The 26596-nt window shown below is 62.6% G+C and carries 18 protein-coding genes; 6 read left to right on the forward strand and 12 right to left on the reverse strand.

What is annotated here, in order from left to right; translation table 11 throughout:
• Positions 1 to 5: 5 nt before the first annotated feature.
• Complete coding sequence (locus FKZ61_RS15150) at positions 6 to 950, reverse strand: 2-hydroxyacid dehydrogenase (RefSeq protein ID WP_141610972.1); 945 nt, start codon at positions 948 to 950, stop codon at positions 6 to 8.
• Positions 951 to 1631: 681 nt separating this feature from the next.
• Between FKZ61_RS15150 and FKZ61_RS15155 the strand changes: the two genes are divergently transcribed.
• The 5 genes from FKZ61_RS15155 to FKZ61_RS15175 all read left to right on the forward strand — a co-directional run bounded on the left by FKZ61_RS15155 (position 1632) and on the right by FKZ61_RS15175 (position 8257).
• Positions 1632 to 2618: an ABC transporter permease gene (locus tag FKZ61_RS15155; RefSeq protein ID WP_141610973.1), complete on the forward strand. Its 987-nt coding sequence runs from the start codon at positions 1632 to 1634 to the stop codon at positions 2616 to 2618.
• 30 nt (positions 2619 to 2648) lie between these two features.
• Positions 2649 to 3785 carry an ABC transporter permease gene (locus FKZ61_RS15160; protein ID WP_141610974.1) on the forward strand — a complete coding sequence of 379 codons (1137 nt, stop codon included), beginning with the start codon at positions 2649 to 2651 and terminating at the stop codon, positions 3783 to 3785.
• 49 nt (positions 3786 to 3834) lie between these two features.
• Positions 3835 to 4878: an ABC transporter ATP-binding protein gene (locus FKZ61_RS15165; RefSeq protein WP_141610975.1), complete on the forward strand. Its 1044-nt coding sequence runs from the start codon at positions 3835 to 3837 to the stop codon at positions 4876 to 4878.
• A complete protein-coding gene (locus FKZ61_RS15170) occupies positions 4868 to 5953 on the forward strand; it encodes an ABC transporter ATP-binding protein (protein ID WP_229964270.1) in 1086 nt (361 codons plus the stop codon). The genes FKZ61_RS15165 and FKZ61_RS15170 overlap by 11 nt, the downstream gene beginning before the upstream one ends.
• Before the next feature lie 165 nt (positions 5954 to 6118).
• Positions 6119 to 8257, forward strand: a complete 2139-nt coding sequence (locus FKZ61_RS15175) for an ABC transporter substrate-binding protein (protein ID WP_141610976.1) — start codon at positions 6119 to 6121, stop codon at positions 8255 to 8257.
• Between the two features lie 127 nt (positions 8258 to 8384).
• Here the strand turns inward: FKZ61_RS15175 and FKZ61_RS15180 are convergent, their stop codons facing one another.
• From FKZ61_RS15180 to FKZ61_RS15205, 6 genes are all read right to left on the reverse strand, one after another.
• Positions 8385 to 10019, reverse strand: coding sequence for a thiamine pyrophosphate-requiring protein (locus tag FKZ61_RS15180; RefSeq protein WP_141610977.1), 1635 nt, complete (start codon positions 10017 to 10019; stop codon positions 8385 to 8387).
• Between the two features lie 223 nt (positions 10020 to 10242).
• Positions 10243 to 11664: a glycoside hydrolase family 32 protein gene (locus tag FKZ61_RS15185; protein WP_141610978.1), complete on the reverse strand. Its 1422-nt coding sequence runs from the start codon at positions 11662 to 11664 to the stop codon at positions 10243 to 10245.
• 79 nt (positions 11665 to 11743) lie between these two features.
• Positions 11744 to 12643: a carbohydrate ABC transporter permease gene (locus tag FKZ61_RS15190; RefSeq protein ID WP_141610979.1), complete on the reverse strand. Its 900-nt coding sequence runs from the start codon at positions 12641 to 12643 to the stop codon at positions 11744 to 11746.
• A 124-nt stretch (positions 12644 to 12767) separates the two neighbouring features.
• Positions 12768 to 13595: a carbohydrate ABC transporter permease gene (locus FKZ61_RS15195; protein WP_211358583.1), complete on the reverse strand. Its 828-nt coding sequence runs from the start codon at positions 13593 to 13595 to the stop codon at positions 12768 to 12770.
• Between the two features lie 106 nt (positions 13596 to 13701).
• On the reverse strand, positions 13702 to 14670 hold the full coding sequence (locus FKZ61_RS15200) for a carbohydrate ABC transporter permease (protein ID WP_211358584.1): 969 nt from the start codon (positions 14668 to 14670) through the stop codon (positions 13702 to 13704).
• A 71-nt stretch (positions 14671 to 14741) separates the two neighbouring features.
• Positions 14742 to 16166 (reverse strand): ABC transporter substrate-binding protein, encoded by a 1425-nt coding sequence (locus tag FKZ61_RS15205; RefSeq protein WP_229964271.1) that lies wholly within the window; start codon positions 16164 to 16166, stop codon positions 14742 to 14744.
• 339 nt (positions 16167 to 16505) lie between these two features.
• Here FKZ61_RS15205 and FKZ61_RS15210 point away from each other — a divergent pair, with 339 nt between their 5' ends.
• Positions 16506 to 17819 (forward strand): response regulator, encoded by a 1314-nt coding sequence (locus FKZ61_RS15210; RefSeq protein ID WP_141610982.1) that lies wholly within the window; start codon positions 16506 to 16508, stop codon positions 17817 to 17819.
• Here FKZ61_RS15210 and FKZ61_RS15215 read toward each other — a convergent pair.
• The 5 genes from FKZ61_RS15215 to FKZ61_RS15235 all read right to left on the reverse strand — a co-directional run bounded on the left by FKZ61_RS15215 (position 17752) and on the right by FKZ61_RS15235 (position 26503).
• Positions 17752 to 19980, reverse strand: a complete 2229-nt coding sequence (locus FKZ61_RS15215) for an ATP-binding response regulator (protein WP_229964272.1) — start codon at positions 19978 to 19980, stop codon at positions 17752 to 17754. The genes FKZ61_RS15210 and FKZ61_RS15215 overlap by 68 nt on opposite strands.
• A gap of 146 nt (positions 19981 to 20126) precedes the next feature.
• The gene (locus FKZ61_RS15220; RefSeq protein ID WP_141610984.1) at positions 20127 to 22112 is read right to left on the reverse strand and encodes an ABC transporter permease; all 1986 of its coding nucleotides are present in this window, start codon (positions 22110 to 22112) and stop codon (positions 20127 to 20129) included.
• 78 nt (positions 22113 to 22190) lie between these two features.
• Positions 22191 to 23594, reverse strand: coding sequence for an extracellular solute-binding protein (locus tag FKZ61_RS15225; RefSeq protein ID WP_141610985.1), 1404 nt, complete (start codon positions 23592 to 23594; stop codon positions 22191 to 22193).
• A gap of 536 nt (positions 23595 to 24130) precedes the next feature.
• A complete protein-coding gene (locus FKZ61_RS15230; RefSeq protein WP_170199790.1) occupies positions 24131 to 25318 on the reverse strand; it encodes a diphosphate--fructose-6-phosphate 1-phosphotransferase in 1188 nt (395 codons plus the stop codon).
• Between the two features lie 9 nt (positions 25319 to 25327).
• Positions 25328 to 26503 (reverse strand): threonine synthase, encoded by a 1176-nt coding sequence (locus tag FKZ61_RS15235; protein ID WP_141610987.1) that lies wholly within the window; start codon positions 26501 to 26503, stop codon positions 25328 to 25330.
• Between the last annotated feature and the right edge of the window lie 93 nt (positions 26504 to 26596).

Consider the following 26596-nt stretch of genomic DNA (forward strand, 5'->3'; position numbering starts at 1 on the left):
CCCTTCTAGGCGATTCGGCTGGGCAGGGGCTCCCCCCGCAGGCCGGCCAGGAGGTTATCCACGGCGCGGCGGGCCATGCGGTAGCGGGTCTGCCGGGTGGCGCTGCCCAGGTGGGGTGCAATCACCACGTTCTCCATGCGCAGGAGGGGATGATCCCGGGGCAGGGGTTCTGGCTCGGTCACATCCAGCGCGGCCCCGGCGATCCAGCCCTGGGTGAGGGCTTCCACCAGGGCGTCGTGGTCCACCACGCCGCCCCGGGCCACGTTGATGAGGAAGGCGGTGGGCTTCATCTGGCGTAGCTGCTCCCGGCCGATGAGGTGGCGGGTCTCGGGCGTCAGGGGGACATTCAGGGTGACGTAGTCGGCCTGGGCCAGCAGCTCCTCCAGGGAGGCGTAAGTGGCGCCCAGCTCGGCTTCGGCCTGGGGATTGGGCCGGCGGTTGTGGTAGAGGATGCGCATGTCGAAACCCCGGGCGCGGCGGGCCACCTGTCGGCCGATATTGCCCATGCCCACGATGCCCAGGGTGGTGCCGTAAACCTCGTAGCCGTGGAGGATGTTGGGGTCGTAGACGGTGAACTGGGGGCTGCGGGCGTAGCGATCGCCGATGACCACGTTGCGGGCAATGGCCATGAGCAGGGCGAAGGTCATGTCGGCCGTGGCGCCATCCACCAGGCCGGGCGTGTTACCCACGGCAATGCCCCGGGCCCGGGCATCGTCCAGGTTAATGTGGTCCACCCCCACGCCGAAGTTGCTGATCACCCGCAGGTTGGGCATGCGATCCATGATGGCGCCGTCGATTTTGGGGTGGCCGTAGACGAAGAAGCCTTCGGCCCGTTGCAGGAGCGCGGGGTCCGTCTCCTGGCCGGCCCAGACGTGGACCTGGCACGTATCGCGCAGCATGGCGCGGATTTCGTCATTCAGTTCGGTATTGGTGAGTACCGTGTAGGGCATAGGATCTTCCTCTCTGGTTTTTGAACGTTTCGAAATCCCCGTTACTTTCCTCAAACTGCCTGTTTCGCCTGGAACAGCCCCTGCCCCATTGTGCCATCCACAGGCCTAGATCGTCGAGGGGATGGGGCAGTCAAGAAGCTGCCCCGTCCAACCTGGCGTGGGATGGGCGACTATGTTCAGAGCATATACCAAAGATCGCTGGATTGACAACCTGGCGCGGCCATGGTTTAATACCCGGCACAACCTGCGGCAGCGAGCACCATGGTAGCTCGGACGTCGCACAAAACCCAATACTGCTTGAGCCCATTTATATTTTCCCTGCCATTTTACCATCTGTTCTTGAGTGCATCGGCGAGCCCCATCGCGTGATTAAGTTAACCGGATAGAGGGGGTCGGCTCTGCTGGTTGCGCGTCGCCTCCAGCTTTTGTCCGGTTCTGTCTTGTCCTTTTGCGATTCGATTAGTTTGTTTTGTGTACAAACCGGGGCCACGGAACAGTTGAATGGCATTGATGGCATTGAATTGTGTAGCTTGCAGCTAACCCGCAGGAGAAGACCCTGCCCTTGCAAGCGAAGCGGTATCCAGTCGTTGTTGTACGCCCCAGGGGCGTGGGTGGTCAGCCCCTTGACCACGCCAGACCAGGCCCATCATTCTGCAGGCAGACAGAAGGAAACAGAGGCTCATGTGGCTGTACCTTATCCGTCGCATCTTATTGATGATTCCGACCTTGTTCGCAGTAACCCTGATCTCCTTTGCCATCATTGAGGCGCCGCCGGGTGACTATCTGGACTCGTACGTGAACAACTTGATCTCCCAGCAACAGGCCGTGGATCCGGCGGAAATAGAGGCTTTGCGTGCCCGTTATGGATTGGGACAGCCGTGGTATGTCCGCTATTTCCGCTGGATGAACGGCATCCTGCACGGCGATCTAGGCCGCTCTTTAGAATGGAACCAGCCCGTATCCAAGCTGATCCTGGAACGCCTTCCCTGGAGTCTGACGATTTCTCTGGCTTCGTTTGCCTTTTCCTATCTGTTGGCCCTCCCCATCGGGCTCTATTCGGCCACCCATCAGTATTCGCCGGGCGATTATGCCGTTACCCTGATTGGATTCCTGGGCCTGGCCATTCCCAATTTTCTACTGGCCCTGATCATCCTCTGGATCTACTTCAAGATGACGGGCAAGGTGGCTGTGGGTCTCTTTTCCGACCAGTATCAGATGGCACCCTGGAGTTTTGCCAAGTTTGTGGACTTGCTCAAGCATGTCTGGCTGCCGGCTGTGATCGTGGGAACGGCCGGCACCGCGGGGCTGATCCGGGTCATGCGCGCCAACCTACTGGACGAACTGGAGAAGCCATACGTCATGGTGGCCCGCTCCAAGGGGTTGCGAGAAGGATGGCTGCTGTTCAAATATCCCTTCCGCATTGCGCTGAACCCTGTGGTGAGCACCATCGGCTGGACGTTGCCGGCCCTGGTGAACGGCGAACTGCTGGCATCCCTGGTGTTGGGGTTGCCCACCATTGCGCCGCTCTTCGTCGGCGCCTTAATGAGCCAGGACATGTTCCTGGCAGGCAGCATCGTCCTGATCCTCAGCACCCTGACCCTTGTCGGGACGTTGATTTCAGACGTGCTCCTGGCCTGGTTGGATCCTCGCATTCGCGAGGCGATCTGACGAGCCTGCCATCCGAAGGAAGGGAGAACCATGGCTGTCATCGAAGAAGTGCTTCGCCCCGACGACCATAGCCCGAAGTCGGTAGAAACTGAAGTGGCTGTCGCCACCCCCGGGCAGCTCATGCGCTGGAAGTTCATGCGTCACCGGGTGGCGGTGGTTTCCCTGGCCGTGTTGGTCCTGTTCTATCTGGTAGCGCTCTTCGCTGAGTTCGTCGCCCCCTACGACCCTGCCCGCTATGATACTGATTTCATGATGGCGCCTCCGCAGCCCATCCGCTTTATTGACAACGGTCGCTTTGAACTGCGGCCTTTCGTCTATGGCCTGTCCTCCGCCATGGATCCGAACACGTTCAAGATTACCTACCAGGTGGATCCCACTCAAAAGTATCCCATCTACTTTTTCGTTCGGGGAGATCCGTACAAACTGTGGGGTGTGTTTGAGACAGATCTGCACCTCTTTGGTGTCAAAGAAGGAACCCTGCATTTGTTCGGTACGGACAACCAGGGTCGCGATATGCTCTCCCGCATCATCTATGGCGGACGCATCTCTCTGTCAGTCGGCCTCCTGGGCATTGCCATCAGCTTCATCATCGGCATCGTCGTAGGAGGCATCTCCGGCTATTTTGGCGGTGTGGTCGACATCATCATTCAGCGGGTCATCGAGTTCCTGCGTTCGATCCCCACCCTGCCCCTGTGGATGGCACTGAGCGTGGCCCTGCCGCCCACCTGGTCCGTCGTGCAGACCTATTTTGGCATTGTGGTCATCCTGTCGTTGGTGGGCTGGACCGGGTTGGCCCGGGTGGTGCGGGGTAAGTTCATGTCCCTCCGGGAGGAGGAGTACGTCATGGCGGCCCAGCTCAACGGCGCCAACGAAGCCCGGATCATCTTCAAGCACATGCTGCCTTCCTTTTACAGCCACATCATCGCTTCGTTGACCCTTAGCGTGCCAGGGATGATTTTGGGCGAGACAGCGCTGAGCTTTATCGGCCTGGGGCTCCAGCCGCCCGCCATCAGCTGGGGTGTTCTGCTCAAGGATGCCCAGCATATCCGGGTGTTGGCCAACGCACCCTGGCTTTTGCTTCCAGGCCTCTTTGTTGTGGTAGCCATCCTCTGCTTTAACTTCGTGGGGGATGGGCTGCGAGACGCCGCCGACCCCTACGTGAACTAGCGCAGAACCCATCGGCCTATTTCTGCCCGACTCAACCAGGAATCCTGTTATGGATAGCGATTCGATATTGCTGGAAGTGCGAAACCTCCACACCCGCTTTTTTTCCCGGGAGGGGGCCCTGGCCGCAGTGGATGGCCTGAGCTTCAACGTCCGTCGGGGGGAGGCGCTGGGGATTGCCGGCGAAAGCGGCTGCGGCAAAAGCGTCACCGCCCAATCCATCCTGCGCATCGTGCCCCGACATGGCAAAATTGTGGACGGTGAAATCCTCCTCCACCAGGACGACAAAATCGTGGACCTGGTCCGCCTGGACTGGAAGGGCCGGGAGATCCGCGATATCCGGGGCCGGGTCATTTCCATGGTCTTCCAGGAGCCCATGGCCGGGTTCAGCATGGCCTACACCATCGGCAACCAGATCATGGAGGTGATCCAGCTCCATCAACGGGTGAATCGCCAGGAAGCCCGACAGCGGGCCATCGAGATCTTGCGGCGGGTGGGCATGCCGAAACCGGAGCAGGCCATCGATGCCTACCCGTTCGCCCTCAGTGGCGGCATGCGCCAGCGGGCCATGATCGCCATGGCTCTGGCCTGCACCCCTAGCCTCCTCATTGCCGATGAGCCCACCACCGCCGTGGATGTCACCATCCAGGCCCAGGTGTTGCAGTTGATGAAAGAGCTGCAGGAAGAAATGGGCATGGCCCTCATGGTCATCACCCACGATCTGGCCGTCATCTCTGAGCTCTGTGACCGGGTGATGGTCATGTACCTGGGCAAGGACGTGGAAAGTGCTCCCGCCGGTGAATTGTTTCGCAATCCCAAACATCCCTACACCGTTGGCCTGCTCCGTTCCGTGCCCCGGCTGGGGGAAGGAAAAACCCAGGAGATCCAGGCCATCGAGGGTAGTGTGCCCGGCCCCTATGCCCGGCCGACTGGCTGCCCATTCCATCCCCGGTGCCCTGAATTCATCCCCCACGTCTGTGATGTCATTCCTCCACCCCAGGTGGAAGTGGCCCCCGACCATCGGGTACGCTGCCATTTGTATGCAGACGTCCAGCCGCAGCAAGAAGCCAGGATGGTAGCACAAAATGATGACTGATCCGGATTCCGTGCTGGAAGTTCAAGATCTGACGAAGCACTTTCCCATCACCCGGGGATTTTTGCGGCGGGTTATCGGCCACGTTCGGGCTGTGGATGGAGTAAGCTTTCGCCTGCGTCGGGGTGAAACCCTGGCGCTGGTGGGCGAAAGCGGTTGTGGCAAAACCACCACAGGTCGTTGTGTCATGCGGGCCATCGAACCCACATCCGGCTCCGTCTTCTTTCGGCCTGCGCCGGATGCCAGCCCGGTGGACATTACCAGGCTCGATCGGCGGACCCTGCGGGATATCCAGCGCCACATGGGCATGATTTTCCAGGATCCGTACGCTTCCCTGAATCCCCGGATGACCGTTCTGGAGATTGTGGGGGAGCCGTTTATCACCCGAAAATTGCTCAGCGATCGACGGGAGCTGGAGCGCCGGGTGGCCAGCCTCTTACAAAACGTGGGCCTGGATCCAGCCCTGATGCGACGCTATCCCCATGCCTTCAGTGGCGGCCAGCGTCAGCGAATTGCCATCGCCCGAGCCCTGGCCTTGAACCCGACCCTGGTGGTCGCAGATGAACCGGTTTCCGCCTTGGACGTGTCGGTCCAGGCCCAGATCTTACGGCTACTCAAGGACCTGCAGCAGGAATTCCACCTTTCGTACCTCTTTATCACCCACAATCTGGCTGTGGTGGAATACCTCAGTGACCGGGTTGCCGTGATGTATGTAGGTAAAATCGTGGAGCTGGGAGACACAGCCCAAATCTTCACCCGGCCGAGGCATCCCTACACCGAGGCCTTACTGGCTGCTGTGCCCGTCATCGAGGTGGACGGGGAGCGCCGCCGGGAGCGTATTGTGTTGGAAGGCGATGTAGCAGACCCGGCCCACGTGCCCGATGGCTGTGCGTTCCATCCCCGGTGTCCGTATGCCGCCCCGATCTGTCGTACCCAGGAGCCTCCCCTGGTGAACATGGCGGGGCGGGATGACGCTCCCCACTGGGTCCGCTGCCATTTTGCAGACGAATTGGAGCTGCGCGGGGTCGCATACAGCGCCACGGCTACCCCGGGCGCAACCGGCCAACCCAACGCGTAGGACGGGCAGGTCGATTGATCTTGATAGCCTGCAGAAAGGAGGTGCGTCGTCGAGACATCTTCCCGGGATAGGACAGGCACCCTTTTTCTCGGATGAATCGCCCCCTTGTATTGCGTCCTGATTGTTTCCGCCAACATTTCACCTGTATCAACCTGGAGGAACGGCATGAGTATCAGACACAAGTCATTGAAGGTGCTATCTCTGTTTCTGTTCTGTACCCTTTTGTTGGCCGCGTGTTCCCAGCCGGCATCGGAGCCGGCCACCGGCCCGGCAGGGGAAGAGCCGGCAGCGTCGACCGCGGACAGCGGCCAGACGCCCAGCGAGGCTCAGTCATCCAGCGAGGCGGTGGGGGCGCCTGCAGGGGCGGGGCCTATCCTGACGGATAAGCCTGCCGATGCTGGTGAACGCCCTGTGCAACAGGAGATCTTCAACTCGCCAGCGGACTACGAGGCTGCCTCTGGCATGGCGATTACCGAATACCATGAGGCTCCCCAACTGGCCGAGCTGGTCGCTGCAGGCGAGTTGCCGCCGGTGGCCGAGCGCCTCCCCAAGAACCCCATCGTGGTGAAGCCGGAGGAAACCATCGGCAAGTACGGCGGCCAACTCCGCAACAACATCACCGGGCAGAACACCCTCCGCTCCTCCGAGGCCGGTTACTTCAACTACGAGCCGCTCACCATCCACAATCCCCAGGGAGAGATCGTGCCCAACGTGGCCGAATCTTGGGAATGGTCCGACGACTATACCGTGTTGACCCTGCATCTGCGCGAAGGCATCAAGTGGAGCGACGGCGTCCCGTTCACGGCGGATGACCTCCTGTTCTGGTGGGAGGACTACATCCTCAACGACGAACTGGTCCCCTCAAAGCCGACGCTGTTGACCCGGGGCGAGCAACTGGCGGAATTCACCAAGGTGGACGACTATACCGTCCAGTTCGCCTTTGCCGAGCCCTACGCCCTCTTCACTACCTACCTGGGCAGCTGGGGCTTCCCCCGCACCGACCCGACCAGCATGCCCAAGCATTATCTCTCCCAGTTCCACCCCAACTATGTCGAGATGGAAGAGATCGAAGCCATGATGCAGGAAGAAGGCTTCGACAACTGGGTGGACTTCTTCCAACACATACGCAGCTTTGACAACCCGGACAAGCCGTCCATTTCGGCCTGGATCCCCAATGAATGGCCACCCCAGCCCATCCAAACCTATCATCGCAACCCTTACTACTGGAAGGTGGATACGGCCGGGAATCAGTTGCCCTACATCGATGAACTGCGCACCATCCGGGTCGCGGATCCAGAAGCCACCCTGCTCAAGACCATCGCCGGGGAGTTTGATTTTGTGCGTATCGCTTACCTGGGTGGCCCGGCTAACCTGCCCGTCCTGGCGGAGAATAAAGAGAGCGGCAACTACCGCTTTGCCTATGCCAACTGGATGCCCAACTCCTTCGCCAACATCATGTTCAACTTTACCACCCAGGATCCGGTGAAGCGAGAACTCTATAACGATGTGCGCTTCCGCCGTGCCCTCTCAGTGGCCATCAACCGGGAAGAGATTGTCAAGCTGATTTATAAAGGCGGCGTCTTCCCCTCCCAGGTGGCCCCGGCCTATGGACCGCCCTATCACGGCGAGTCAGAGCTCTTCCAGTCCTATGCCCAGTTCGATCCAGATCTGGCCAATCAACTGTTGGATGAAATTGGGTTGACCGAGCGGGACAGTGAAGGCTTCCGGCTGGGTCCCAACGGTGAGGAGCTGCTCCTGGTGATCTCCGCCACCACGGCCTGGCCGGTGGAAACGCCCCAGGTGATGGAGCTGGTCAAGAACTACTGGGCAGAGGTGGGGATCCGCGCCACCGTAAAGCCCGAAGCTGGCGAACTCTGGGCTGCGCGCCATAACGCAGGGGAGCATGATATCTCTGCCCGGGGTGCCCATTTCGGCGGCGGTCCAGTCCATCCCACCCTGAACTCCAACACCTTCGCCCTCAGCGGCTGGCAGTGGGCACCGGACTGGGCCCTGTGGCTGGATACGAATGGCGCCCAGGGTGTGGAGCCGCCGGACGACGTGAAGCGCCTCCGGCAACTGCGGGAACAAATCCTGGGCGAGCCAGACGAGGCCAAGCGAAACGAGCTCATGCAGGAAGTGTTCCGCATCCACATGGATAATCTCTGGTCCATCGGCATCGTGGTGGACGATCCCAAGTTTGGCCAGCTCACGGTGGTCAATAACCGGTTGCGCAACGTGCCCACCTGGTCCATCTCCGGCGAGTGGTATCCCCACATCCCGGCCTCCTGGTTCATCAACGAATAGCGTTCCCAAGGGGCCCAACCGCCCCGGCAGCAGTCTGGGCATGACTACGCAAGACGGCGGAGTTTCAAACTCCGCCGTCTTTTTGTCATGGAGAATTGCCTTGCCCTGGATGGTCAGTTGACTGGCTTCAATAGATGGACACTGCCGTCTCCTGGGCGGTGATGAACTCCAGCAGCGCGGGCACGCCTTCCCGGGTCTTCTCGATGCCCCGGCGGATGGCCGGCACGATCTGGTCCGGCTCGGTGATCCGCTCGCCGTAGGCGCCGAAGGCCCGGGCCATGTCCGCATAGTGGCCGGTGATGTTGGTGCTGCCATATTTGGCCGTGGAGACCGGCATGATGGGGATTTCGATGGCCATGGCAAAGTTGTTGAGCAGGATGGAGAGGATGGGGATACGCTCCCGCACGGCGGTCTCGAAGTCCATGCCCGTGAAGCCGATGGCTGCGTCCCCCCACACGTTGATGCAGAGCTTCTCCGGGTGCACTAGCTTGGCGCCCATGGCCAGGCCCAGGCCGTAGCCCAGCTGGGTAGTCTTGCCCCAGCCGATGTAGGAGAGGGGCGTGATGCTCTCCCAGAAGGGGGCCAGCTGGTCCCGGGGACTGCCGGCGTCGTGGGTGATGATGGTGTTGGCCACATCCACCGTGTGCATCAGATCCCAGATGACCCGATATGGAGAGAGGGGTTTCTCGTCGGAGGTCAGCTTGGGCATCCACTCGGCCAGCCAGGCCTCCTTGCCTTCCCGGATGCGTCGGGCCAGGGCTTCGGCCCGGCCCAGCCGCTGGCTAACCAGCCGCTCCCGGATGGCGCTCACCAGGGCCTGGAGGGTCAGGCGGGCATCCCCCACCAGGGTGTAGTCGGCCGGCACATCTTTCTGGATGTCGGCGGGATCCAGGGTGGCATGGACCACGGTCTTGCCCGGGGGGATCTTGACCCCGAAGCTGGTGATGCTGAAGCTGCAGCCGATGCCGAAGATGAGGTCGGCCTCGTGGAGGAAGTCGTAGACCGGCTTGGGATGGCTGCGGTTGGCGCAGCCCAGGGCGAGGGGATGGTTTTCGGGGAAGGCGCTCTTGCCGTTGAGGGTGGTGGTGACGGGCGCCTCCAGCAGCTCGGCCAGCTCCTGCAGTTCCGCCCAGGCTTTCGCATAGTGGATGCCCTGGCCCGCGTAGATGAGGGGGCGCTGGGCCTCCAGGAGGACATCGGCCACGATGGCCACATCCTCGGGGTCAGGCCCGTAGCGGGTCTTGCGGACGGGCTGGTAGATCAGGGGGACGGGCAGCTCGGCGTGGATCAGGTCGCTGGGGATCTCCAGCAGGGCAGGGCGGGGACGCCCGTTGCGGACCGCGCTGAAGGCCCGGCGCATGGCCGCGGGCAGGGCTTCGGGCACCGTGAGCTGCTCGCAGGATTTGGTCACATGGCGGTAGTTCAGGGCCGAGTTGAAGTTGGGCTGCACCTGGTTGATGGCCCGGGGGTAGCCCATGGGCAACACCAGGATGGGCGAGGAATCGCCGTAGGCCTGGGCCACGCCGCCGAAGGCGTTCTCCGCGCCGGGGCCGTGCTGCATGCAGAAGACGCCGATTTCCTCACCGCTGGTGAGGCGGCTGACGGCGTCGGCCATGTGCAGGCCGATGCGCTCCTGGCGCACGATGATGGTGCGGATGTCCACCTTGGCGGCGGCCTCGATCAGGTGGTTGACCGGATAGGCAAAGAGGTATTTGACCCCTTCGGCTTTCAGGATCTGGGCAATGGCGTCAGCAACATGCATGGGGAGCCTCCTTGGATGACCTCTGGTTGGGGTGCGTGTCCCATTTGGGGCGCCCGGTGGCGGACCATGGCCTGCGGAAGGTCAATCCCCAAAGTGGGTCACACCCTTTCGTTGAGCAGCGGGATTCATCTGTCCGGGGCAGGGAATGATGGAGCCGGGGCTGCCCCGGCTCCCCTGATCATAGCGTATTTTTGGTGAGGAGAAAAACAGCCGCTTTGGGGAATTAGATGGGCCGCATCCGCCAGATGTCCAGGGATTCCACATGGGCGGTGCCGCCCTGGGCTCGGAGTTCCAGCCCCTGGTGGCCGGGATCCGCCTGGATGACCCGGGTGACCGCGATGCGGCCGTCATCCGCGAAGAGCTCCAGCACCGATCGATCCAGGAAGAGTTGCAGCTTCAGGGCTGGCTGAGTGGGTTCGGCCAGGGGGACGGCCGTGCCGGCCACGGTCAGGCTTCGGCCATCCCAAGTGACCGGGATGGCCTCCTCGCCGTCTGGTGAGCGACGCAGGCGCAGCTCCACGGCCTGGGCCTTCCCCAGCCTGCAGGAGAGGTGAATTTCCAGGGCATCCCCCTCGGCGTCCAGAACATAGCCACTGGGGGAGAGGGGGAGGTCGGCGCAGGCTGTGTGTTCGGCCCGGAGCTGGGCCACTTCCGGAACGGGGGACTGGCGCGGGATGCCGTCCGGACCCAGGGTCAGGACCCGGGGGAGGGCCAGGCAGCCGTTCCAGCCACGTCCTGGCGGGAAACCTCGCACCCAGCCCAGGAGGATACAGCGGCCGGTGGGGTCATAGAGGGTGTTGGTGGCATAGAAGTTGGGCACCTGGCCCTGGCCGGGGTCCAGGATGCCGTGGCGTGAGGGGGTAAAGGTCAGGCTGTCCAGGTGGAAGGTGCCGGTCAGGTACTCCACCGGGCGATAGGGCGAGGTGAGCAGGATCCACTGGTCGCCGACCTTGAAGAAGTTGGGGCATTCGTGGAAGCGGACGGCGCTGCGGGGGCTCTGGTGGAGCAGGCCCCGGTAGTGCCAGCGGGTCAGGCTGTCGTCGTCGGCTTCGTAGAGGGCGACGGCGGCCACCTCGTCGAAGGCCCCGCCCAGGACCAGAAAGGTGCGGCCGGCTTCTTCGAAAATGTAGGGGTCGCGCCAGTCGCCCTCGAAAGGGGGGCCGCCGTGGGTTTCCAGGGAGAGGATGGGATTGGCCGGGTGTTTTTGCCAGGTAATCCAGTCGGGGTCGCCCAGTGCGGCCCACTGCTCATTGGGCGGCCGATGGCCGTCCTGGTCCGGCCCCACTTTGGTGTAGAAGAGCATGGGCTGTCCCTGGCCGTTGACCCGGGCACAGCCGGAGAAGCAGTGGGCCTCGCCCAGTTCGGTGGAGGGCCAGAGGGCGATAGGCAGGTGTTCCCAGTGGACCAGGTCGGTGCTGCGGGCGTGGCCCCAGTGGATGTGACCCCATTGGTCGTCATAGGGATTGTGCTGGTAGAAGAGGTGGTAATAGCCGTTGTGGTAGATGGTGCCGTTGGGGTCGTTCATCCAGTTGGCCGGCGGCCGGAAGTGGTAGATCGGCCGGGTGGGGTCGGCGGCCGCCCTGGCTGCCGCAGCTTCCACACTGGCCATGGCACGGGCGATGGCGGGATTGGGATGGGTTGGCATGGCTTCTCCTTAGTTTGGGTGCTGGCTTGTTTTTGGGGCTGGGTTGCTGGCTTTTGGGGTAGGCCCGTGAACGTGTGGGCTACACCTTAATACCGCCCATCATGATGCCTTCGACCAGATATTTTTGGCCAAATGTATAGACTACCACGGTCGGTATCATGGAAAGGACGATACCTGCCAGCACAATAGAGATGCTACCGGTCATCATGTAGCCCTGTAAGTCAAAGAGGCCCAGGGGAACTGTGAATTTCTCTTTGGTGACGAGAAAGATGAGCGGCCGGAAGAATTCATTCCAGTGAAAATTAAATGTCAGCACGCCGAGTACAGCGAGTCCCGATGAGGCAAGGGGTAGGTAAATTTGGGCGAAAACTTGCCAGGGGTTGGCTCCATCCAGGACGGCGGCTTCTTCATACTCCACAGGAATCATCAGAAAATACTGACGCAGCAGAAACGTCCCGAAAGCGGTGGGCAGGGCCGGCAGGACCAGGGAAGACAGGGTATCTGCCAGTCCCAGGTACTTGCTGATTAACGTATAGAGCGGGATGATGGTGGCCTGGATAGGAACCATCATGGTCATCATGACCAACCAAAAGAGAACTGTTTTCCCTGGAAATTCCAGGCGGGCGAAGGCGTAGCCAGCCAGGGATGCCGTGATGAGTTGACCGACCACGATGTTCACAGTGACCGAGACGCTGTTCAGAAATTGGTGCCAAAAAGGGATCTGGCGAAAGACTTCTCGATAGTTGCTCCAGTCCGGTTGAAGAGGGATCCACTGGGGGGGGACATGAAAGGACTCCATGGGTTGGCGCAACGAAGTGGCCACCACCCAGGCCACGGGTGCCAGAACCACAAAGCTGCCCCCTAGCAGAATGGCCAGGGTAATGCCCCGCGTTAAAAGATTCGGCATGTGGCCGATGCGCCTGCTGCTTCGTTGCTGAGAGGTGGTTGCCCCATAGAAACTAATGTCTGACTGATTCATCACGCGACTATCTGGAGTTAAGTCCGGTCTCCTCCACTAGTACTTGACCACACTGGTTTTCGGTAGTCAGTTCGCGGCCCCATGGAGCGGACATCATTCCGTTAAGATTCACTGTGGTCGAGTACTAGCCTTTGAGTCCTCCCATCATGATACCCTCGATCAGGTAACGTTGGCCAACAAGGTACACAAGCAGCACAGGAATCATGGAAAGCACAATACCGGCCAAGACCACTGAGATGCTTCCCGTCATCATGTACCCCTGCAGGTCAAAGAGGCCTAGAGGAATGGTGAACTTTTCTTTGCTGACCAGGAAGATCAGGGGACGGAAGAATTCATTCCAGTGGCCGTTGAAACTCAGCACCGCCAGCACAGCCAGGCCGCCCGATACAAGGGGCAGGTAGATTCGATAGAATACCTGAAAGGGGTTGGCGCCGTCGATCATGGCTGCTTCTTCGTAATCCCGAGGGATCGTCAGAAAGTATTGCCGCAACAGAAAGGTTCCAAAAGCGGTGGGCAGGGCCGGAAAGATCAGGGATTGGAGGGTATCCGCCAAATCCAGATAGCGGCTCATGAGGATGTAAACCGGGATGATGGTCGCCTGGATGGGAATCATCATGGTTGCCATGATGAGCCAGAAGAGCACATTTTTGCCAGGGAAATTTAAGTGGGCGAAGGCGTATCCAGCGAGGGCCGCGGTGGTCAACTGCCCCAGGACGATGCTGCCGCTTACCACAAAGCTGTTAAAAATTTGTTTCCAGAATGGAATACGTTCGAAGACTTGCTGATAGTTGCTGAAGTCTGGATGGATGGGAATCCACTGGGGAGGGACACTGAACGATTCAGCCGGTGTGCGTAACGATGTAGCAACGACCCAGGCGAATGGTGCCAGGACCACAAAACTGAACAGGAGCAAAAGGATCAGTCCGATCCAGTAGCCCAGGCGGTAGCGCAAGAATGCCTGCCCTCCTGTCGTCCGAGTCCTATTGGGCAGATATGGTGTCGAGGTCTGCATTGGGGTATTCCTCAAGCATCTACTCTTTCTATTAGCTCATCAAGCTTTATTGATAGAAGACCCAGCGCCGGCTCAGCCAGAATTGAGCCATGGTCACCAGCATGATCACGATAAAGAGGATGACCGTGATCGCGGACCCGTAACCAAATTCCAGGTTTTTGAAGGCCGCTTCATACATCACCATCACGGCAGTCCGGCTGGCATCTCCAGGGCCACCTCTGGTCATGATGTAGGGCTGCTCAAAAACCTGGAGCGCGCCGATCACGCTGACTACAATGGCAAAGAGCAGGGTCGGGCTCAACATGGGCAGAATGATGTGCCAGATGCGACGGAGCCCTGTGGCCCCGTCCACATCGGCTGCGTCCAAAATTTCTGGAGAAATATTGGTCAATCCTCCGATGAATAAGATGAAGGTGAAGCCCAGTTGATGCCAGACATAGGCAATCATGACGGTGATCAAGGCCCATGTGCTGGAGTTGAGCCACGGAACGCGAGGAAGACCGATAAGGGTCAGGTAATAGTTGACGACGCCAAATTCCCTGTGAAACATGTATCCCAGCGAAATGGAAACGGCCGCGCTGGACATCAGCAATGGGAGAAAGAAGGCGGACCGAAAGTAGTACCGAAAGAAACGCCCCATCTTTTGAGTGACAGCAAGGGCTAAAATCAGGGCAAGAACGATCTGGGTCGTCACAGCCATGGCCACGAACCGAAAGGTATTCAGGAAGCTCGTGAGCACTTGCTTGTCTGTGATCAGGCGCTGATAGTTCTCGGCACCAACCAGCTGGGGCGCAGTAAAGACATTCCACTGAAAGAAGCTAAGCCCAAAGGACACCAGCACCGGGCCTGCTGTAAAGATAAGGATCCCCAACACCGTTGGTAATAAAAAGAGGTACCCCATAGCGGCTTTTCGCCTTCGCATTCCTGTCAGCGTATTCGCAGTCAGCCAGGCCAGGGGGCCGCCTCCCGTGCCAGGTTGTTTTGATATCTGGGAAGCATTCTGCATATGGGCCATGTAATCCTCCTGAGGGAGGCCGGGCAGCCGCTACGCCGCCCGGCCTCGTTGCCTTCGTATACTTTGTTGGATCAGCCTTCCAGTTTGTACATGTTCTGACCCTGCCGAGCATAGAGCTCTTCCAGCTCTGCCTGCATCTGATCCAGGGCCTGCTGCGCGGTCAGCTCAAAGGTCATTGCCAGGCCCGTATACTTGGTGAAGATGTTCGTCATGGCGTTGGAGATGGGCGGCGCCGGGATAGGAGCAGTGTCGGGGTGATCATCCAGGGTAGAGTAGAAGACTTCCCAGTGCTCAGGTCCGGTTTCGGCAAAGGCCTCTGCGTTCACCATGGATCGCCGCGATGGGGTGGTTAGAATGACCGGGTTGAAGATGCCATTGACTGCCATCCCCTCTTTGCTCACCTCCAGCTTCTGAAATTCCCAGGCGATGTCTTTGTGTTCCGAGCCCGTGAACATGAATTTGCCGCCCGTGCCAAACTGATGTCGCTGGGACTTCCACTTTGGGAACAACTGGACATCGAAGGCTCCCTTCGGCATGCCGGCGTTATGGAGACCACCGGCCCAGAAGCCACCTGCCGGTGTCATCCCCAACTTGCCGCTAGTAAAGAATCCCTGCAGGGTCTGGCCACCGCCCAGCTCGATGGCCGGAGCTGTGCCTTCCCGGGTTAATTCCTGCATGAGTTCCAGGGCCTCCACATTGGCCGGATCATTGGCCTTGGGTGCCAGCCACCGGAAACCGCCACCCCGGCCCTCGGCAGCAGGGTCGTCTTTGTAAAAGGTCTGCCACAGCCATTCGCCCCCTGGTGCCCGCTCTTCCGTCAGCAGGTTGCTCTCGTTGACAAAGATCCAGGGCATCCAGCTACCCCACAGGCGGTTCGTCCAGGCATAGCCGAAGACCTCGGTCTCTCCACTGGCGTTCTTTTTCGTGATGGCCCTGGCAATTTCCAGGAAATCCTCCACCGTCCAGTCCGACGCCGGATGATCATACCCCGCCTCGGCGAAGAGTTCCGTGTTGTAGTACATGTTGGCCGCGTTGAAGTCACGGGAAAGCTCGTACAGGCTGCCCTCCCACATCATGGCTTCAATCAACGATGGATGCACATCGGCGAAATACTCTGCCAGTTCTGCCTCGTCTCGCTTGACATATTCATCCAGCGGTTCAGCCAAACCCTGCCCCGCATAAAGCTGGGTGGCTTCGGTGGCTGCAAATCCGATGTCCAGGGTTTGTCCGGCAGCAACCATGGACAGGATCTTGCTGGCCACCTCTTCATGGTCGATGCCTGTCACGTTGATATATTCGATCTCCACCTGGCCATTCCGTTCCATGAAGAGGTCTGCCAGGGGCTGCTCGTTGGTGGCATTGCCCTGTACCCGCAGTAAGATCTTTTCCGCCGCGGGCGCCGCGGATTCACTTCCCTGCTCTGCTGCCGGTGCCTGTGGGGCGGCAGGCGTGCTACAGGCAACCAGGGTCATGCCGAGGGATGTCAGACCTGCCATACGTAGAAAACTGCGGCGAGAGATGGGGCGTGCGGATGTCTCCTGCAACATGTGGAATCTCCTTTGCTCTTCATTCAGTTTTGACTTCTGCCAGATGGCAATCAAGGACCATGGTCAATGAAGCCGGGATGAATCGGGCCGTATATCTCAAAGCCTCTGATCCCGGAACGCGTCATGTCCTTCCTCAGAAGGCACCCGCAGTTTGACGGGATCAGGCTATCCCGGTATCCTGAGGGCACAGAAGTTGTCTCGGATGTTCACTGGCGCTTCCCAGCTTACCCATGACCCCATTCCCCCACAAGGTCCTCATCCGGACATCGACCGGACGCGATCCGGACCATGGCCATGCTTGCCGGTATGTTTGATGATTTCGAACAACAACTGCGGGAAACCCTCACCCACCTCTACGACCCCACCTTCCAGCCGCCCGAGCTGGTGCGCAAGGTTCTGGCCGCCACCGAAGCCGCCCCCGGCACCTCCCTCCAGGACCTGGTGGTACGGGCCATCGCACGCCTGGAGCCCGCCCCCCACGTGCCCGCCACAGCCCGGCTCCGCCGCCTCCACGCCCTCCTGGCCTACCGCTACGTCCAGGAGCTGACCCAGGAGGAGACGGCCGAGCGGCTGGGCATCACCCCCCGCCACCTGCGCCGGGAACAGCAGCGGGCTGTGCACCTCCTGGCCCAGCGCCTCTGGGAGCAGTACCGTCGGCGCTCTGCCCCGGTGACGGATGAGGGGATGAATGCGGGGATGAACGAAGTGACGAAAGAACTGACGGAGGGTCCCGAAGCCCTGGAGCCAGCCCCGTCCGATGTCCCGTCTGACCCCGCCCAGGCCTGGCGCTCCCAGGTGCACCGGGAGCTGGCCTCCCTCCAGCAGAACGCCCCCGGCCAGGTGGCCGATGTGTTGGCCGCCATCCAGGATGTGGTCCGCATCCAGCAGCCCGTGGCCGCCCGCTACCAGGTGCAGCTGACGGCCGAATCGGAGCTGCCCGCCGGCGTGACCTCGGTGCACCCCTCCATCCTGCGCCAGATCCTGATCATGGCCGTGCAGCGCCTGGCCCAGCAGATGGCCGGGGGACGGATCCGGCTGGCCGCCCGGCCCGACGGGGACGCGGTGGCCCTGCAGGTCGTCAGCACACCTGCAGCCCAGTCGCCCCCCAACAGCGAGTTCATCCGAGAGACGGTGGCCGCCCAGGGGGGCACGGTTCAGATTCGCCACGATCCGGAGCACAGCGGCTTCCACATCCGGCTGCCCCGGGTTCGTGAAGTCAAGGTGCTGGTGGTGGACGACAACCGGGACCTGGTCCACGTCTATCGCCGCTACACGGAGCGCACCCGCTATCGCATCAGCCATGTGGCCGAGGGCCAGCGGGCCTTTGAGGCCATCGCCACCCTGGCCCCGGACCTGATCGTGCTGGACGTGATGCTGCCCGATATGGACGGTTGGGAAGTGCTGACCCGGCTCCACGAGGACCCCCAGACCCGGGGGACGCCGGTGGTGGTGTGCTCAGTGGTACGGGGGGAGGAGCTGGCCCTGGCCCTGGGCGCGACGCTCTACGTGGCCAAGCCGGTGGGGCGGGAAACCTTTATCCAGGCGCTGGAGCTGGCTCTGGCGCGAGCAGGGAGGCCGCCAGCTCCAGGGAGCCCTCCATGAATTTGTGCACCGGGATTCCCTGGCCCAGGGTGATGGTCCACTGGGGGACAGTGGACGGCTGGACGGTCAGATCCTGGGCCGAGACGATAGTGACGGGGATCTCCCGTAGCCCGGGGTCCTGGCTCTTTTGCGCCAGGAAGGCCCAGCCGTCCATGTCTGGCAGGCTGATGTCCAGGAAAATGGCATCGGGGGGCCGGGTACGGAGGATGGAGAGGGCCTCGCCAGCGCTCCCCACGCCGCTCACCGTCAGCCCGGGCACCAGGAGCTTCAACATGCGGGCCAGCAACTTGCGGAAGTCCGGATCGTCGTCCACGATGAGGATGTGGGCCACGGGACGGCCCAAAGCATCCAGGCTGGCCTGCAGATCGGCCCGGGTCACGGGCTTGATCAGGTAGCGGACCGCGCCGGCATCCCATACCTGGCCCATGGTGGAGGGGAGCACCGTGCCGATGACCGGCGTATCCGGCGCCAGGGGGCGCAGCCGCTCCAGCAGGCCCTGCAGCTGGGCCGGCTCTGGGGCGTTGACGAAGAGGGCGTGGGCCGGGCACTCCTCCAGTTCCTCCAGCACCTCCTGCTCATCCAGGGCTTCCACCAGCTCCAGGTCGTCGAAGTGTTGGGCCAGCATGTGGTAGAGCTCGCCACTCTGGTCGCAGACGATGACGCGCCGGCTGTAGGGAAGCCGGGGGATGGCCGGGCGTTCGCTGCGCTCCAGCCACTGCCACTCCTCACTGATCCACCGATTGGGCGGCGCGATGGCCTCGGCCAGGGGAAAGATGGGTAGCTGGAAGACAAAGGTGCTGCCCTGGCCGGGCTCGCTCTCCACCCAGATGCGCCCCTCGTGGAGTTCCACAAACTGCTTGCTAATGCTCAGCCCCAGGCCGCTGCCGCTGCGATCCCGCCAGACGCTGTTGGACCCCTGGTAGAAGGGCTCGAAGATCCGCTCCGTGTCCTGGGGCGCGATGCCCGGCCCGGTATCGATGACCCGCACCACCACGTAGGGCGCCTTTTCCTCGATTTCCACCTGAACGCCACCCCTTTCCGTGTAGCGGGCCGCATTGCTGACCAGGTTGAGGATTACCTGGCGGATGCGGGTGCGGTCGCAGTAGACCGTGGGGATGGGCTCGTCTGCCTGGAAGCGCAGCCAGAGGCCCTTCTTCTCCGTCAGGGGGCGGACCGTGGTCACCGCCGCCTCGATCTCCTGGCACAGGTCCACCCACTCCCGGTGTAGGGTGAGGCGGCCGGCCTCAGTCTGGCTCAGGTCCAGGACGTCGTTGACCATGCTGGCCAGGTGGGTGCAGTTGCGCTGGACGATGCGCAGATCCTCCAGCAGGGTGGCGGGCAGGCTGTGGTGGTAGAGGTCGGGCTTTTCCACCATGAGGTCCACCAGGCCGATGATCATGTTGAGGGGTGTGCGGAATTCGTGGCTCACCTTGGCCACGAAGGCGGCCTTGGCCTTGTGGGCCTCCTCGGCCATCAGGCGGGTCATGGCCAGCCGCTCGTTGAGCAGGTCCAGTTGCCGGTTGGCGTGGAGGAGCTCATCCAGCACCTGCTCCAGCTCGGCCTTGCGCTGGCGTGCCTCTTCCAGCAGTTGCTGGGCCCGCTGGTAGTGTTGCCAGGACCAGAGGACCACCTGCTGCACCGGCCGGGAGCGGGCGTATAGCAGGCCCATGGCGATCCAGAGGCCGGCCAGCACCAGGGAACGGTCGGCAGGTGTGACCGGTCCTGGCAGGGAGGAGAGCCAGAGCAGGGAGCTGAGGCCGGCGGTGGCCAGGGCGAAGGGCAGGTCCACCAGGGCGAGGGCCAGGATGAGGGGGGTGGGGGCCAGGGTCAGCAGGCCGGGGTAGGCCAGCCAGCGGTAGCCGGCCACGATGAGCAGTGCGCAGCCCAGCGGGGCCGTCCAGCGGGCCATCAAGGGCCAGCGCTGCTTCAAGAGGTAGACCAGCAGGGCCAGGAGGCAGAGGCTGTTTCCCAGCAGCAGGCCCCGGAAGCGCAGGGTGAGATCTTGTTGGAAGTCGCTCAGCCACATGGTCACTAGCCCCATGGCCACGAACAGGGCCATGGCCCAGTGCAGGGAGATGCGAAGTTCCGCACTGGCCGTCTCGGCCTTGGGCTGGGGTAAAGGCTGGCGCACTGGCTGGACGAAAGGTGTCGTCATGGTCATGGGCACCTCCGAAAAAGGCAGGGAGCTCCAGGCTGGGGATCGCCTGAAACTCCCTGGCATTTCGTGTCGTACTCTTGTCGAACCGGCATTTGGAAGGGCTGGATGTCCGGCTTGATCCGTTTCGTACCGGTCGCTGGGACTTTTGCCTACCCCTTCACCGCCCCGGCGGTCAGGCCGGCCACCATGAAGCGCTGCCCCAGCATGTAGATGATCACCACCGGGACGGCCATGAGCAGCGCGGCGGCCATCAGCTCGCCCCAGGGCAACACGTCGCCGATGATCATCTGGGCCAGCCCCACCGAGAGGGTGAAGAGCCGCTCCTTGGAGAGGAAGACGTAGGCGAAGAGGAACTCTTTCCACGCCTGGGTGATGGCGAAGAGGGCTGCAGCCAGCAGGGCCGGCGCCGCCAGGGGCAGCACAATCCGCCACCAGGCCTGGAAGTGGTTGCAGCCATCGATGAGTGCCGCCTCTTCCAGCTCGTGGGGGATGGAGGCGTAGTACCCCATCATCAGCCAGGTGGCGAAGGGCAGGGTGAAGGTCGGGTACGCAATCATCAGCCCCGTCAGGCTGTTGGTGAGCCGCAGGACGCTGAAGATCTGGTAGATGGGGATGAACATCAGCACGGCCGGCATGAGGTAGGCCACCAGCACCAGGCTGCTGAAGACGTTGGAACCCCGCCAGCGTAGCCGGGTCAGCCCGTAGGCCCCCATGGAGGCCACCACCACCGAGACGGCCGTGCTGACCACCGCCACGATGACCGTATTCTGATACCAGAGGGCAAAGGCCCGGGTCGGCCCGAAGAGGGTCCGGAACTGCTCCAACGTCCACGGCGACGGCCAGAAGACCGACTCGAAACTGGTCCACTGGCGGGTGGTCTTGAAGGCCGTGATCACCACCCAGTAGAAGGGAATCAGTTCGAAGCTGAGCAGGAGCAGCAGGAGAATGCCCGCCACCACACCCCCCAGGCGGCGGGAGAGTCGACGGGCCCGCACCCGACCGGCCGGACTGTCGCCCAGGAATAGGCGGCCCAGGCTCTGGCCCACCCGGGCCAACAGGCTTTCCACGGCGTCGTTGACGATCTCAAACGCCCAGAGGAGCACCCGCAGCACGGTGGTGAAGGGCCAGAAGAAGGCCGACGCCAGCTGGCTGCCGAGACCTTCTACTTCCTCCACCCGGCCCTCTTCCACCCGGCCTCCGGCCGACATGTAACGGCCCAGGAAGAAGATGAAGATGGCCAGGATGGGCGCCATGGTCATGGCCACCGCCACGCCCACGCCCATGCGCAGACTGCCGATGGCATATTCCCACGACAGGATGGAGTAGAGGCGGGTGGCGCCGGCCGGCCCACCGTTGGTCAGCAGGAAGACCTCGGTGAAGTTGTTGAAGGTCCAGATGGTGGAGAGCAACACCGCCACGATGATCACGTAGCGCAGGCCTGGCAGGGTCACGTGCAGGAAGAGCCGCCAGGCGTTGGCGCCGTCGATGCGGGCCGCTTCATAGAGCTCCTGGTCGATGGCGCTCAGACCCGCCAGCATCATGACCGTGAAGAAGGGGATGCCCTGCCAGATGTTGACCAGGATCACCGAGGGCATGGCTGTGCTGTAGGAACCCAGCCAGGGAAAACCCCGTTCCACCAGGTTCATCTGTAGCAGGAACTGGTTGACGCCGCCGTAGACCGGGTCCAGCAGGTTGCGCCAGGTCAGGGCGATCACCACCGAAGGCACAATCCAGGGCAAGAGCACCAGGCCTGTCAGCACATTGCGATAGCGAGTGATGCGATGGATGAGCAGCGCGGCCAGCAGACCCAGCCAGAACTTGAAGAACACCGAGCTGACGGTGTAGACAATGGTGTTCTTCACCGATTGGCGGAATGCATCACTTTCCCACAGGATCTGGTAGTTGCGCAAACCGACGAAAGGCCCGGTCTGGAGGCTCACCGTGTTGGTGAAGCTCAGGTAGACCGCGTTCATGAAGGGATACGCGATCAGGCCACCCATCAAGACGAGGGTGGGCAGGACAAAGACATAGGCGGTGGCCCAGTCCCGGCCCAGGATCCGTTGCAGGGTTACCCGCAAGGTCCGACGTTGCGGTTTGGCGACAGCACCAGATCCGAGATAGGTTGTCTGGCTCATATCCCCCTCTCCCAGCCTTGAAACAGGGTCGACAGGGTGGCGCCTACTCCCCAGGCGCCACCCCACCAGGTTCCTTGCTTACTCACCGGCGGCGCCGAATTCCTTGAAGATCTGGATGGAGCGCTCTGCCGCGTCTTTGACCGCTTCGGCGGCGGTCATCTGGCCGTTGATGACGTTGGCCACCATGTCGGTGTGGATGTTAGAGTTGGCCACCGCACCGATCTGGGCCGTGGACGGCCCCGGCCAGGCCAGGCCGGTCCAGCCGCTGGGATCCAGGGCGGTGTCCTTCAGGGCCGTAGAGATGGGGTTGCCGGCAATCTCTTCCCAGTCCCACATGGTGCTGTAGCCGGGTACGGCATAGGCCACCGCGTTGCTGTAGATGCCCTTCATGACATCTTCCTCGAAGAAGCTGAGGATCAGCTCCTGGGCTGCCTGAGGATTCTTGGCGCCCTTGATCAGGTGGAGGTACATGCCGCCCAGGCCGTTGAAATCCTGCAGGACAGGCCCACCCTTGGGGACGTCGTACATGGTCAGGTCGGCAATCTCCAGCCCGTCGGCCACGGCCTTGGCGTAGACGGTGCCCGCGTTCTGGGTGTAGGCAATCTTGCCGCCCAGGTACGCCTCGTTGTTGGAGGTGTCGGTCCAGCTGAGGACGCCGGGCGGGAGCATGGGCTCCCACTGGGGATTGGTGTAGAGATCCACCAGCCACTCCACCGCGGCCACCGCTTCCGGCGAATCGATGGTCACCTTCTGGCCGGTCTCGTCCACCCAGGTGGCGCCCCAGCCGTGGAGGACCCGGGTGATCAGGTAGCCGCCGTCGCCGCTGCGGTTGACCGTCATGCCCCAGCCCCACATCTCGTTGGCCGGGTCCGAAACGGCCAGGGCCGCGTCCCGCAGCTCTTCGTAGGTGCGCATGCTGGCCAGGTCGATGTTGGCCGCTTCGAAAAGATCCCGTCGAGCCCAGCCGCCGTCGCTGCGGCAGTGGAGGGTGACACCCACATACTCGCCGTCCAGGAAGGTTTCAGCCTTGGGACGGGGGTTCGGCTCGCCGTATTTGGCGCTCACCTCCTGCTGGAGATCGGTGACCGGCTGCAGGGTGCCCAGCTGGTGCAACTGGAAGGGGTTGATGTTGTCGATCCACACGTCGGGTGGTTCCCCGGCCTGGACGGCCGCCGCCACTTTCTGGATGTCCGCGCCGGTGCCGGCGAAACCGGCGGTGTAGGCCACATCCAGCTGCAGCCCCTTTTCCTCCGCAAAGGAGACGATGTGCTGGCGGATAAACTCATTGTATTCGGGGTGGAAGTCCTGCTTGTGGAGGACCCAGAGGGAGCCGGGCTCCGCGGCTGGTGCGGCGCCCCCGGCGCTGCCGGTATCCGTGGCCGGGGCCGGGGCGGCCGGCACGCAGGCGGCCAGCGCGGAGAGGCCAACGGCACTTCCCGTCAACTGGAGAAAGCGGCGGCGGGTCAGGTTGGTCTTGGCCATGGTTTACCTCCTTAGGCATGTCCGTAGAAGTGGATAGAACGAAGAGGCATTGAGGCACGACAGGCGTGAACCTCAAACCCGGGTGATGCCTACAGTGACAGAAAACAACCGGACCGAAAATGACCGGGTTTGGGAAATCCGGCCGATGTCCTGTCCGAGCGTTGAGACCAGACCGGATTTTCAGGCCACCGGGGAGCAGGTTGGCGTAAGTTCCGGCTGGAATTTGTTGGCGGTGGGGTGCTGAAATGGCAGTAATTCTCAGTGAGCAGAAGGATAGCAAAGAATCATTTGGGCGTCAACTAACATAAAAAAGGGGGGGCGTTCCAAATTTTGGGTGAATTGCGCCCACCCTGTTTCCGCCCCGGACGCGCCGCCGGCTACGTGGGTGCTGTCCACGGTGACCTGGTCGTAGGTGCAGCTCGTGGCCGCACGATGCCCCATCTGGCTGGGAAGTCTGACTGGGAAGCCTACAAGCCGGAGATCCGGTTTCCATCCCGCGTGGGACAAAAAGGTCAGCGGCAACAGAGACAAAACCGTCAGAAGGCCACGTACTCCCGCTCCACGGAGAGACCAATGGTATTCGTGTAGTCGTAAAAGGGCGGTGCCAGGTCATAGGTGTCCGCCGCCAGGAAAGAGGCCGGCAGCAGCCGTTCCTGGCCCACCACCTGGGCGAAGGGAACAGGCGCTGTCTCCCATCCGCCTGGCGTGTGCCGTAGCCCGACCATGTGGCCGCTGACGCCGGCCAGGGCCGCTTCCACCCCGGCCCGGCCCACCAGGACAGCCAGCTGCCGGTCCGTCTCATGGGCGAGAGCCCGACACGAACGCTGGATGGTGTCGGGCCGCTGCTGCCGGCAGAGGAGGCCCAGCCGGCTGCGCACCAGGTGGGCCAGGTAGGGGGCCACGCCTGCAGCCAATCCCAACATCCGCTGACCGCTTGCGTCCACTTCGGCCTTCTGGAACTTTTCAGCCAGGAATTGACCCGCCGAATCCCGCAGCCCTTCGGCCGCTACCACCAGACAGATGCCATGGCGTCGGTGGACCGCGGCCACGGCGGTCAAAAATGCCTCCTCGTCCAGGGGGCGCTCCGGCACCAGGATGAGGTGGGGGGCGTCGTCTGGGTGGGACCGGGCCAGGGCCGCGGCCGCGGCCAGCCAGCCCGCATGGCGCCCCATCACCTCCAGCACCGCCACATCATCGAAGTTGCGCATGGCGTACAGGTCCAGGCTAATATCCCGGACGGTCTGGGCGATGAAACGGGCCGCGCTGCCGTAGCCTGGCGCCACCTCGGTGCCAGCCAGGTCGTTGTCGACGGTCTTGGGGATGCCCACCACCCGCAGTGGCTGGCCATCCACTTTGTAGCCGCTGGCGACGCCGTGGCGCTCGAGCCGGTGGGCCGCGGCCATGGTGCCGTTGCCGCCCAAGAGGAGGAGCACGCCGATGCGCCGTTTCGCCAGATGGGCGAAGGCAGCCGGCAGCTCTTCTTCTCGCAGCCGGTAGCGGCCGCTGCCCAGGGCTGCGCCGGGCTGGCGGCTCAGGCGCTCCAGGGCCGTGGCCGGCAGCCCCGTGAGCTCCACCCAGTCGCCCTGGACCAACCCCTGGAGGCCCAGGCGGGCGCCCCAGATCTGCCCGACCGCGCGGTGGGTCTGACAGGCGGCGATGGCCGCGGCCAGGGACGCGTTGACCACCGGCGTCGGCCCGCCGCACTGGAGTATCAGCACGTTCACCATGGCGCTTCAGGCCCAGAGGTGGGCGTACTTCAGGCCGCTGCCGGTGTTGAAGAGGACCACCGTCTCGTCGGGCTGGATCCAGCCCTGCTCCAGCAGTTGCACCTGGGCGGCCAGGCAGGCTGCGCCTTCGGGCGCGGGGAAGATGCCCGTGTGGCGGCCCATCTGGCGTGCGTACGCCAGCATCTCGTCATCGGTGACGGCCACCGCGGTGCCGTGGCTTTCCCGCAGGGCCCGCAAAATGAGGAAGTCGCCCACCGCGGCGGGCACCCGCAGCCCATCGGCCACGGTATGGGCGCCCTGCCAGGGCTCGGCAAATTCTGCGCCCTGCTGGAAGGCGCGCACCATGGGCGCGCAGCCGCTGCTCTGGACAGTGACCATGCGGGGGCGCTTGCTGCCGATGAGCCCCATCTGTTCCATCTCGTCGAAGGCCTTCCACATGCCCACCAGGCCGGTGCCGCCGCCGGTGGGGTAGATGACCACGTCGGGCAGGGTCCAGCCCATCTGCTCGGCCAGTTCATACCCCATGGTCTTCTTGCCTTCCAGGCGGTAGGGCTCCTTCAAGGTGCTCACGTCGAACCAGCCGTGGGCTTCCACTCCTTCCCGCACCCGGGCGCCGCAGTCGGTGATGAGGCCGTCCACCAGGGTGACCGACGCGCCCAGGGTTCGGCATTCCACCTGGAAGGGGGTGGGCACATCCCGGGGCATGAAGACGTGGGCGGGCAGGCCCACGGCCGCGGCGTAGGCGCTGAGGGCACCGGCCGCGTTGCCTGCGCTGGGGATGGCCAGCTCCCGGGCGCCCAGTTCGAAGGCCCGGCTGACGGCCAGGCTGAGCCCTCGGGCTTTGAAGCTGCCGGTGGGGTTCAGGGATTCATCCTTGATGTAGGTGTTGGGGCAGCCGATGGCCTGGCCCAGGCGTTGGGCGTGGATCAGGGGCGTCCATCCCTCGCCCAGGGTGATCATGGCCTCCCGGCGCTGCACGGGCAACACTTCTTCGTAGCGCCAGAGGTTGGCGGGGCGGCTGGCCAGGGCCTGGGGCGTGAGGGTCTGGGCGGCCCGGGCCAGGTCGTAGCGGGCCAGCAGGGGCTTGCTGCAGGCCGGGCAGAGGTTCATCAGGCGATGGGCGTCATAGGTGGCGCCACAATGGCCACATTCCAGGTGGGTCAAGGTGGAGGCAGTTTTCATGTGGCTCCCTTTGTGTTATGCTGATCTTGAGCGTGAATTACGTTGGCATGGGCAATCAGGCGGGCTGGGGACAGGTCGGCCTGCCTGGCCATG

Origin of the sequence: Litorilinea aerophila (assembly GCF_006569185.2) — a bacterium.
In the GTDB taxonomy this organism is placed as follows: Bacteria; Chloroflexota; Anaerolineae; order Caldilineales; family Caldilineaceae; genus Litorilinea; species Litorilinea aerophila.

What these genes read in the sequence shown, in the direction of transcription:
- FKZ61_RS15150 (WP_141610972.1), bottom strand. Translation starts at nt 950, where the DNA reads ATGCCCTACACGGTACTCACCAATACCGAACTGAATGACGAAATCCGC.
- FKZ61_RS15155 (WP_141610973.1), top strand. Translation starts at nt 1,632, where the DNA reads ATGTGGCTGTACCTTATCCGTCGCATCTTATTGATGATTCCGACCTTG.
- FKZ61_RS15160 (WP_141610974.1), top strand. Translation starts at nt 2,649, where the DNA reads ATGGCTGTCATCGAAGAAGTGCTTCGCCCCGACGACCATAGCCCGAAG.
- FKZ61_RS15165 (WP_141610975.1), top strand. Translation starts at nt 3,835, where the DNA reads ATGGATAGCGATTCGATATTGCTGGAAGTGCGAAACCTCCACACCCGC.
- FKZ61_RS15170 (WP_229964270.1), top strand. Translation starts at nt 4,868, where the DNA reads ATGATGACTGATCCGGATTCCGTGCTGGAAGTTCAAGATCTGACGAAG.
- FKZ61_RS15175 (WP_141610976.1), top strand. Translation starts at nt 6,119, where the DNA reads ATGAGTATCAGACACAAGTCATTGAAGGTGCTATCTCTGTTTCTGTTC.
- FKZ61_RS15180 (WP_141610977.1), bottom strand. Translation starts at nt 10,019, where the DNA reads ATGCATGTTGCTGACGCCATTGCCCAGATCCTGAAAGCCGAAGGGGTC.
- FKZ61_RS15185 (WP_141610978.1), bottom strand. Translation starts at nt 11,664, where the DNA reads ATGCCAACCCATCCCAATCCCGCCATCGCCCGTGCCATGGCCAGTGTG.
- FKZ61_RS15190 (WP_141610979.1), bottom strand. Translation starts at nt 12,643, where the DNA reads ATGAATCAGTCAGACATTAGTTTCTATGGGGCAACCACCTCTCAGCAA.
- FKZ61_RS15200 (WP_211358584.1), bottom strand. Translation starts at nt 14,670, where the DNA reads ATGGCCCATATGCAGAATGCTTCCCAGATATCAAAACAACCTGGCACG.
- FKZ61_RS15205 (WP_229964271.1), bottom strand. Translation starts at nt 16,166, where the DNA reads ATGGCAGGTCTGACATCCCTCGGCATGACCCTGGTTGCCTGTAGCACG.
- FKZ61_RS15210 (WP_141610982.1), top strand. Translation starts at nt 16,506, where the DNA reads ATGGCCATGCTTGCCGGTATGTTTGATGATTTCGAACAACAACTGCGG.
- FKZ61_RS15215 (WP_229964272.1), bottom strand. Translation starts at nt 19,980, where the DNA reads ATGACCATGACGACACCTTTCGTCCAGCCAGTGCGCCAGCCTTTACCC.
- FKZ61_RS15220 (WP_141610984.1), bottom strand. Translation starts at nt 22,112, where the DNA reads ATGAGCCAGACAACCTATCTCGGATCTGGTGCTGTCGCCAAACCGCAA.
- FKZ61_RS15225 (WP_141610985.1), bottom strand. Translation starts at nt 23,594, where the DNA reads ATGGCCAAGACCAACCTGACCCGCCGCCGCTTTCTCCAGTTGACGGGA.
- FKZ61_RS15235 (WP_141610987.1), bottom strand. Translation starts at nt 26,503, where the DNA reads ATGAAAACTGCCTCCACCTTGACCCACCTGGAATGTGGCCATTGTGGC.